General features: G+C 38.0%; 7 protein-coding genes and 1 tRNA gene. 5 read left to right on the forward strand and 3 right to left on the reverse strand.

Annotation, left to right across the window (positions count from 1 at the left end):
- The 4 genes from RAO94_05355 to RAO94_05370 form a co-directional block, all read left to right on the forward strand.
- Nucleotides 1-733 (forward strand): hypothetical protein (locus RAO94_05355; protein MDP8321756.1); only part of this gene is annotated, 733 nt, incomplete at its 5' end.
- A gap of 67 nt (nt 734-800) precedes the next feature.
- The gene (locus tag RAO94_05360; protein ID MDP8321757.1) at nt 801-2,081 is read left to right on the forward strand and encodes a folylpolyglutamate synthase/dihydrofolate synthase family protein; all 1,281 of its coding nucleotides are present in this window, start codon (nt 801-803) and stop codon (nt 2,079-2,081) included.
- Nucleotides 2,082-2,083: 2 nt separating this feature from the next.
- Nucleotides 2,084-2,710 carry a dTMP kinase gene (gene tmk, locus RAO94_05365; protein ID MDP8321758.1) on the forward strand — a complete coding sequence of 209 codons (627 nt, stop codon included), beginning with the start codon at nt 2,084-2,086 and terminating at the stop codon, nt 2,708-2,710.
- Nucleotides 2,707-4,353 carry a S41 family peptidase gene (locus RAO94_05370; GenBank protein MDP8321759.1) on the forward strand — a complete coding sequence of 549 codons (1,647 nt, stop codon included), beginning with the start codon at nt 2,707-2,709 and terminating at the stop codon, nt 4,351-4,353. The genes tmk and RAO94_05370 overlap by 4 nt, the downstream gene beginning before the upstream one ends.
- 51 nt (nt 4,354-4,404) lie before the next feature.
- Here RAO94_05370 and RAO94_05375 read toward each other — a convergent pair whose 3' ends face one another.
- From RAO94_05375 to secG, 3 genes are all read right to left on the reverse strand, one after another.
- Nucleotides 4,405-6,837, reverse strand: coding sequence for an ABC transporter permease (locus RAO94_05375; GenBank protein MDP8321760.1), 2,433 nt, complete (start codon nt 6,835-6,837; stop codon nt 4,405-4,407).
- A gap of 607 nt (nt 6,838-7,444) precedes the next feature.
- Nucleotides 7,445-7,533, reverse strand: a tRNA-Leu gene (locus RAO94_05380).
- Nucleotides 7,534-7,540: 7 nt separating this feature from the next.
- The gene (gene secG / locus RAO94_05385) at nt 7,541-7,906 is read right to left on the reverse strand and encodes a preprotein translocase subunit SecG (protein ID MDP8321761.1); all 366 of its coding nucleotides are present in this window, start codon (nt 7,904-7,906) and stop codon (nt 7,541-7,543) included.
- 157 nt (nt 7,907-8,063) lie between these two features.
- Between secG and RAO94_05390 the strand changes: the two genes are divergently transcribed.
- A complete protein-coding gene (locus RAO94_05390; GenBank protein MDP8321762.1) occupies nt 8,064-8,717 on the forward strand; it encodes a S24 family peptidase in 654 nt (217 codons plus the stop codon).
- Nucleotides 8,718-9,612: the final 895 nt, after the last annotated feature.

Genomic DNA, 9,612 nt, shown 5'->3' on the forward strand with positions numbered 1-9,612 from the left:
TATCAAATTTCATCAGAAGCCTGTATCCGAATATATCTATAACAGATTAAATGAAGACGTAAAACAGATGCTGGAAGAGCATGAAGCCTATTCCCCATCACTATTTGACACGCGAACAGTATTGGATTGGGATAAATACATGGATAATTTAAATGCTCGTAGCAATGATCCTCTATTAAAGGAAATCTGGAGTTTGCTATCTCCTGAATTTAAGGAAATAGTAAGTAACTTTAACAGAGTAAACAATCCTCATACTATTGAGCAGAAGCAATTAATGACAAATGAAATCAACGACAAGCTGATTGCCGGTCATGATTTTAGTGAAGGTATGATAAATTCTGTAAGCCTTGAAAAGGAAGCCAGAATTCTGAATAAAAAGGGTTATACTGAAATGAATCAGATAGAGAAGCAGAGATTTAACAGGATTTTAATGGAAGCTATATTTCCCTATGAATTCATGGTTGGTTCCAAGTATAATTATCCCAGTGATGATCTTAAAGAGGCATTGCTGGATAATTTAAACAACATGCTTGCTGATAATGCTTTTGACACCCAGGATTTCATTAATATGATCAAGCTGAGTGGTGAAACCGTTAAAAAACTGGAAGAACAGCCAAGTTCCCGGATTCAAATTGCCCTTACAAACCGGTTATTACTTCAGGATGCCTATCCCAGTCTGTTGGTGAGATATATTGATCAATACAGTGATCATGTATTACCTGCAATAAATTAATGATTATCATTTAATTAAATAAAACAGCCTGTCCTACACGACAGGCTATTTTTATGTGGAGAACTGGATGGAATACAAAGAATTTCTGGAATATATATATGAGCGTCATTCCGGCAACGTTAAGCTTGGTCTGGAACGAATGCTGGGAATATTAAAGCGCTTAGGAGAACCAAATCTGAAGCTAAAGGGTATCCATGTGGCTGGAACCAATGGCAAAGGCTCCACCTGTGCAATGCTGGAATCACTATGCAAGGCTCATGGACATAAGACAGGTTTAAATACTTCCCCACACCTGGTTGATTATCGGGAGCGTATTAGGATTAATGGGAAAAATATCGAATCTCAGGAATTGATCAGAATATATTTGAAATGGAAGAAAGTGTTTCAGGAATTTGAAGCGTCTTTTTTTGAGATAACTACTGCAATGGCATTTTATCATTTCTGGGAACAGAAGGTGGATACAGCGATCTTTGAAGTGGGACTTGGAGGCAGACTGGATGGTACTAATCCTTTTGCTGCAGAAGTAGCTGCCATTACCAGTATTTCCTTTGATCATGTGAAGAGTCTAGGAAACACTATAAAAAAAATTGCCTGGGAGAAAGCGGGAATTATCAAGCCAGACCAGGATGTGGTTTTGGGAAATATACCTGAGGAAGCATTTGAGGTGATCTCAAACATCTGCGAGCAACGGGGAGCAAGAATCATTCGTCTTGGCAGAGATTACAGAATTGAGAATATCGAACTGAAAGAAGATGGAACATTTTTTGATTATTGTGATGAAAATGTAACCTGGAGAGGTTTATGCGTTAACTTAATAGGTGAACACCAAGCATTTAATGCAGGTGTAGCAATAAATGCTTTCATCAAAATGATGCTTAAGCGTCATGAGGATATTGATCTTTACAAAGTGAAGTCCGCATTAAACTCTACTCAGTGGCAGGGCAGGATGCAGGTATTGCAGAAAGAGCCAATTGTGCTTCTGGACGGAGCTCATAACGAAGAAGGAATCAGAGTACTGGTAAAAAATCTAAGAAATATCTATGCCGGTAGAAGGATAATATTCGTGCTGGCAATATTGCGGGATAAGAATCTGGAGCAGATGATTCATGATATATGCAGTGTTGCTGATAAATTGATCATCAGCAAGAATAAATCGAACCGGGCAGCGGAGATATCAGAGCAGGTGGAATATGCAGAAAAATATAAAGCAGATTATGAAACAGCGAGTGATGTTGTAAGTGGTACCAAAAGAGCATTGGAATTAGCAGCAAAGGAAGATGTTGTGATTGTGTCAGGTTCTTTATACACCATTTCAGAAATTCTGGCAGAAAGATTTATAAAGGAATAGTAATGAAGGGAATATTTATAACATTTGAGGGTATTGAAGGTTGCGGAAAATCTACTCAGGTAGAACTTCTAAGAGACAACTTAGCAAGTGAAGGTATGGAAGTGATATTGACACGTGAACCCGGTGGAACTGAAATTTCTGAACGGATACGGGAATTACTCCTTGATCCGACATATAAAGAAATGTTGCCTGAGACAGAAGTGCTTCTTTATGCAGCGAGTCGCAGCCAGCATACTGGTCAGAAGATCATCCCAGCAATAGAATCCGGCAAAGTGGTAATCTCTGACCGTTATTATGATTCCACGATCGCATATCAGGGGGCAGCCAGACGAATAGATGAAACCTCTATCAAGTTTTTATGTGAATTTGCAGCCTATCATCATGAGCCTGACCTCACTTTTCTGATCGATGTAGCAGTAGAAACAGGATTAGGAAGAATCAATCCTGAATTAGCAGACCGTCTGGAACAGGAGTCAATGGATTTTCATCGCAGGGTAAGAAAGGGATTCCTGGATTTAGCAGAAAAACATCCTCGTATAATAATAATCGATGGACAAAAATCAATAAATGAGATAAATGGATTAATAATAGAAAAAGTAAAAGAATATATAAAAGAGAGGAGCAAATGAAATTAAAAGAAACCGGGAAAATATTTCTCTCATTAGGTTTGTTTGGCTGGATACTGATTGCAGTTATACTGGTTAGCAGCTACAAAGTAGATGCTCAAGACGTCAACAGGGAAAACATGTTCAAAAAGCTGGAACTGTTCAGTCAGGTACTTTTTAACCTGCAACAGAACTATGTTGATACCCTTAATACTGATGATTTGATCAATGCCGCCATTGATGGCATGCTGGATGAACTCGATCCGCATACAACTTTTTTTCAACCTGATGATTTTGAGAAATTTAATACAAGCACAAAAGGTGAATTCGGTGGTTTAGGTATTACAATAAATAAGATAGGTGATTATATCACAGTTGTTTCCCCCATAGAAGGTACTCCTGCATATAAGATGGGGATCATGGCTGGTGACAAGATATCTAAAGTTGATGGCGTAAGCGTTGTGGGAGTATCCACTGATGATGCAATTAATAAAATGCGTGGTGATGTAGGAACTAAGGTAGTGATCACTATCAAGCGCCCAGGAGTAAAGGAAGAGCTGGATTTCGAGATCATCCGCGATACTATTGTGATAAACAGCATACCCTACGCTTTTGTTATGGATAATGGCATTGGATATATCAGGGTACGTCAGTTTAATGCTAAAACTACCAAGGAACTACGAGCTGAACTTGATCGTCTCGAAAAGGAAGGAATGCGTGGCTTGCTGATTGATCTACGCTTTAATCCTGGAGGGCTGTTAACAGAGGCTGTAAATACCGTTAATGAATTTATCGGGAAAGATAAACGTGTTGTTTTCACCAAAGGAAAAACAGATTCAGCTAACCAGGAATATTTTACCCGTTATAATCGTCAGCGTTCAGGTTATCCGGTGATTGTGATGGTAAATGAAGCTTCTGCAAGTGCTTCGGAGATATTTGCAGGATCTATGCAGGATTATGACAGGGCATTAGTAGTGGGTAAAACCTCTTATGGTAAAGGTTCAGTCCAAAGACTTTTCCCACTCTCTGATGGTTATGGTGTAAAGGTAACCACTGCTAAATATTACATAAATTCTGGTCGCTGCATTCACAAAGACCTTAATGACAGGCTTATCAAAGATCCCCGGGTTCGCAATGGAGATATGAGCGAGGATGAAATAGAAAAACTGCGTGAAGAAGCAGATCAGGAGCATCTCAAGGATGTTCACTATACCGAAAAAGGCAGAATCGTGTATGGTGGTGGTGGAGTAAATCCAGATATGGAGATCAAGCAAGCCAAAATGACCAGACTGGGCATGGAATTACGACGCAAGAACCTTTCCTTTAATTTTACGGTTGATTATATGATCGATCACGAGCGTCAAGTTGAGCTCGATTTCGAGCCTGATCAGACTTTTATCGCCGATTTTCTGGAATTTGCCAAAGAAGATAGTGTGGAATGGACGGATACTGAATTAGACAGCACTATGAGTTGGATAACTAATAACCTTACCAGCAATATAATCAGCAAGAAGTTTGGTGACGTAGAAGGTTATAAGATAGCTATCAGAGATGATCAGCAGTTACAGGAAGCTCTTGTTATATTTGATAAGTGCAAAACTCTTGATGAGATGTTTGATTATGCACTGGAACAAAAAACCTTGAAGAAAGAAATGGCAAAAGAATAGCAGAAATGCTGGAATATAAAAAGGGGCAGAAATATTCTGCCCCTTTTTTATTTATTCGCATTTCAATGCTTTTATCGGGTTCTGAGTAACTGCCCTGATAGAATGATAACTTATAGAGATCATGGCAATGAAAAAAGACAGGCAAATAGATATCAGGAATATAGAGGGAGTGATCTCAATCTTGTAAGCGAAATTAATAAGCCATTTCTGCATGGCAAACCAGGCAAGCGGGAGAGCAATCAGGTTTGCAATTACTATCCATAGAACAAATTTTGAAGTCAGTAAATTGATAATTTGATAATTCTCTGCTCCCAGAACTTTCCTGATGCCAATTTCCTTTATTTTAAGTTCAGCATAATAAATCGACAATCCAAAAAGCCCCAAACAGGATATGATGACAGCTAGTGAAGTAAAAAGCAGAAATATCGTGTTCATTCTTTGTTCATTTTCATAAAGGGATGCCAGTTTTTCATCAACAAAAGAATAATTAAATACAGATCCCGGAGCAATTTCCTGAAATTTGTCTTTGATAAATTCAAGTGTTCCTTTGTAATCATTATTAGAGACACGAACAAGCAGATTTGATGACCAGCTGGGATTAAGTTCAATCACCAGAGGTTCTATTTTATTGTGCAATGAGGCAAAATGAAAGTTCTTCACGATTCCCACTATTTCAGCTTCAGTCCCTCTAAAATTCGATGCCATCTTCCCTACTGGATCATCAACTTGAATTGCGTTAAGAGCATTTTCATTCAGGATAAAAGCCGGATTCTCTGAAGTCCAGTCTTTAAAACTCTTTCCTGCGATCATTTCCAGCCCCAGAGTTTCAATATAATCATGATCTACGCGCAGATATCTGATAGGCGGTAATTCTGTATCTTCAGGGATAGATTCCATTCTGATATCTTCTACACTCAATCTTTCACCTGGAATATTGGAACACATGGTAACTCCCGTTATCCCGGAAAATGAAAGTAAATAATCTTTGAGAGTTTTTGTATTATCAATTGCTTCACGTCTAACATCGCCATAAAGTTGAACGGCAATCAGCTGATCTTTTTCATAGCCAAGTTCCTTATGGTTAAAGAATTGCAGTTGTTTATAGATGATCAAAGTACTGAAAATCATCATAGTCGAGATCACAAACTGAAAAATTATCAGAGAATGTCTGATGACAGAAGTAGTAGAATTTTTAGTCCTTTTATCCTTAAGGGCAGAATTTACTGAAAACATGCTCATAAAGATGGAAGGATATATACCAGAGATTAAACCGAAAATGAGAACCACTCCCATAATTATTGCCAGATTATCTAATCTGAAAATATGCAAAACAGATATCTGGATTCCAGTGATCGTATAGTAAAATGGTAAAATTATCTCTATCAGAGCAACTGCGAGAACTCCTGAGATCAAAGCGACGATCATAGATTCAATGAGAAACTGCAGAGTAAGATCCGCCTTCGCTGCACCAAGCACCTTGCGAACTCCTACTTCTCTCATGCGATTGAATGCCCGGGCTGTAGCAAGATTGATAAAATTTACTCCAGCAAGCACCAGGATAAGTATCGCAACAAACCCAAACACGTTCACATAAGTAATATCACTATTAGGACCCATCTCCTGCTCTAGATGTGAATTAAGATGTATCTCCTCTATTGGCTGGAAATGCAGCTTGATATAGTCAGCAGGCTTTTCATCACTACCTTCAAACCATTCCTGATAAAAGCTGTCAGTAAAGGAGACCAGATTAGCCTCTGCATTAGCAATATCTATATTTTCCTTCATCAAAACATAAGTATAGAAATAAGCCCACCCCTTTGATTCAAGCCAGTCAGCTGCATTATTTCCTTGCATCCGGTTATAAAACGTCTCCATAGAGATGAGATGATCAAACCTGAAATGAGTATTATATGGCAGATCCTTGAGCACTCCTGTGACTTCCATCTCATTGCCGCTTCCGTCATTTACCAGGAATTTACCCATTGGGTTTTGATCACCAAAATATTTCCGGGCAAAACTCTCTGTAAGGACAACAGAATTTGCATTTTGCAAGGCAGTTTCAGGTTTGCCTTTTAATAACTCTATATCAAATAGCTCAAATATACCTGGATCAGCAAAATAACCACGATCCTCCTGAAAACGGTTTACATTCTCATTCTCATCTGTATAGCTGATAAACTGTTTGTAAGTATATACCATCCTGATCACAGATTCTATTTCGGGAACGTAATCTGCTATCTCTAAACCGTGTAAAGGTGAAACAACTGCCCAGTGCTTGCCGTTTTCTTCCAGATTTTCATTTGTAATACGGTAAATTCGCTGATAATTACTGATCGTTTTCTCATAGCTTAGCTCTGATCGAATAAAGAAAAGGATCAAAAGGCTACAGGTTAAACCCAATACTAATCCAAAAATGTTAATGAAGCTGTTTAATTTGTTCTTCCATAAATTTCTAAATGCAATCTTAAAATAATTTCCAAACATGCATACTCCTGTTTTTATTTTTATATTGCGCCAGAAGGCTATGCCTTCAAATTTTAAGATCACTCCACCCATAGAAAATCTTTATTTATAAAATTCCTTTTTTAAATTTTTCGTCAAGCCAAAAATGATTATTTCCATATCCCACAAAAAATATCTAACCTGTCCCCCACTTCAATAACGAGCTAAATTAGACCTAATCTGTGCGATTCTGTTTTGTTTCAGATTGCTAATATCTGTAGTAGATTGAGTTGTGAAATATTGCAGGAATACCTTTATGGTATTTCAAAATCTTTCACAAATTCTAGCTGCCAAAGAGATTAGTGATATGAGCAAATGAGAATCCCTTAGGTTAGGTTAGAATATCCTCAAAAATTTTCTAGTCTCTAAGTAGATGATTTTTATTGGGTGTATAGGACTTATATGACCTATAGGAGATAAAATCAGGAAAGAGTCCTTAAAATCATCAACTATAGGACAATAGTCAGTTTTTTGCTTTAATCTATGATATTAAATTTTATAGAAGAAATATTGGTATACTTTAATGCAAGATCAAATTTATAAATATAGACATAAAAAAAGAACTCCAAATGGAGCTCTTTTATTTATTTGGTGCAGAAGGCGGGACTTGAACCCGCACACCCGAAAGAGGGCACAAGATCCTTAGTCTTGCGTGTCTGCCAATTCCACCACTTCTGCGAATAAGTTAGATGCTGTCACCAGCAGCAGCTGGAAGTTCCAATGGCATTTCTTCCAATGGAGCATTCTCTTCCATTGGCTGTACTTCTTCTGTTTGACTCTGCTCGCGCAGTTTTTGTACAGCTGAAGATGTTCTTGTACGACGCTGTTTATTATTTTGAAAAGCCAAAAGAACGCAAACGATGAAAAAAGCAGCTACAAGTATGCGAGTCATTTTTTTGAGGAAAGCAGGGGCTGCCTGACCACCTAAAACCTGGCTGGCTGCACCACCTAAGGTGCTGTCCAAACCGTTACCTTTACTGGATTGAACCAGAATTACCAATAGAGTCCCAATAGCGACTACTACATGCAAAACTAATAATACTGTGTACATTTACACTCCTATATTCAAAGCTGAGTGTCTTTATCATGAGCATGCCTTATTATGTCAACTGAAAAAATATTTGTGAATATGATATAATTAACTTGACAGTTAATACGGGAATATAAATTATCTATCAAGATAATTCAGAAAGAATTAAGGAGGCAGAATGATAGTTGGAGAAAGACTCTATGAGGTGCTTAAGAAGCTTCACCTCACGCAAGCCAGATTGGCTGAGAAGATTGGTATTTCGTCTGTGGTCATTAATCGTTACTGTAAAGATAAAACTACACCCAGTGCAGAATTTCTTAATAAGCTGGCATTGAATTATAATATTAACATTAACTGGATATTAAATGGAGAAGGTTCAATGTTTTATTCCGGAGAGGACGATGTACGTAAATTGAAAGAAGGATATTATTATAATTTGCCAATCGTTGCTGCTGTAAGTTGTGGAAGTCCTTTGGAGATAGAAAGCGCTGAGCCTTTGGATCATGTATTAGTAAACCGTAAGGACCTGCCGGGGAAAGGGGATGATTACTTTGCTTTTTTTGCCCAGGGGCAATCAATGCATCCCTATATATCACACGGAGATGTGGTTGTAGTTCGTCAGGATAGTGACTGGCGCAAAGCAGAGGGGCATGTGTGCGTTGTAAATGTGGAAGGCGAGATAACATTGAAGAAAGTATCCATGTTCAAAGATGGCAGAGAGATCCTGCTATCTCCCTATAATACAGAATTTTCTCCGTTACTGCTATCTGAGGAGATGCTCCAGGATAGCAGGCTGGTTGGAATAGCACTGATGGCAGTGAGGAATTTGTAGCAGATATTTATCACACTGGCAGTACTGATCAATGCAATTACCATGCGCCATAAAACTGTGCTCATGAAACAATACTAATGTTACATAATACTTATATAAGTGATTATAATCTGCTTCCAAGCCACAGGGAACCCACTCTGGAGGTACAGGGAGGATAAGAGATAGTTCAATTAATGTGTATTTTCTTTATTTACAGTGAATAAGGCTGATATATACTTGAATTTTCTTGAAAATGAGAAAAATTGCACTTACAAAACTAATATTGTTTTGAAATGAGACAAACGGTAAATATATCCTGTTGATTACATATCGATGAGTCTGGACAGAATTATTGAATAATTAACTCATTTTTTTAACCAGTAGAGTAGAGACAGGCTTCAAGTATTCTATCCACCTGTCCCCCTCATCAAACCGTGCATGCGGTTTTCCCGCACACGGCTTACCGACAAAGTTCACTCTAAGCATTTACAGTTTCATCAGCCGAACCTGCTTGAGAGGTCATATAGTCCGTAATATTTGACTAACTTCTCATAAGCATTCTGGCGAGAAAGCTTACATTTTCGCTGACTCTTTCTGCGATAAAACCTGTTTAGCTTTTGCATAAGGTAATATCTTATATTCCGTTTCGACTTGTTTGGATAGCTTACTCCACGTATTGAGAAGTAATTAAACCATCCTCGTATGATTGGATTTAAGCCTTTGGATAACTCTTTAGGATTCTTGTGACCGTTGTATCGCAGATGCTCCTTGATTTTGTTTCTCAAGTTTGTTTCACTCTTTTTGCTGGGACATATATTAAGATATTTGTACTTTCCGCCATGCAAATCACGGTCATATCTGAATGTGAAACCCAGAAATCCAAAAGACTCTAGCGTTGCCCTGACAAGCGTTGTTT

The organism is Candidatus Stygibacter australis (assembly GCA_030765845.1).
Classification (GTDB): Bacteria; Cloacimonadota; Cloacimonadia; order Cloacimonadales; family TCS61; genus Stygibacter; species Stygibacter australis.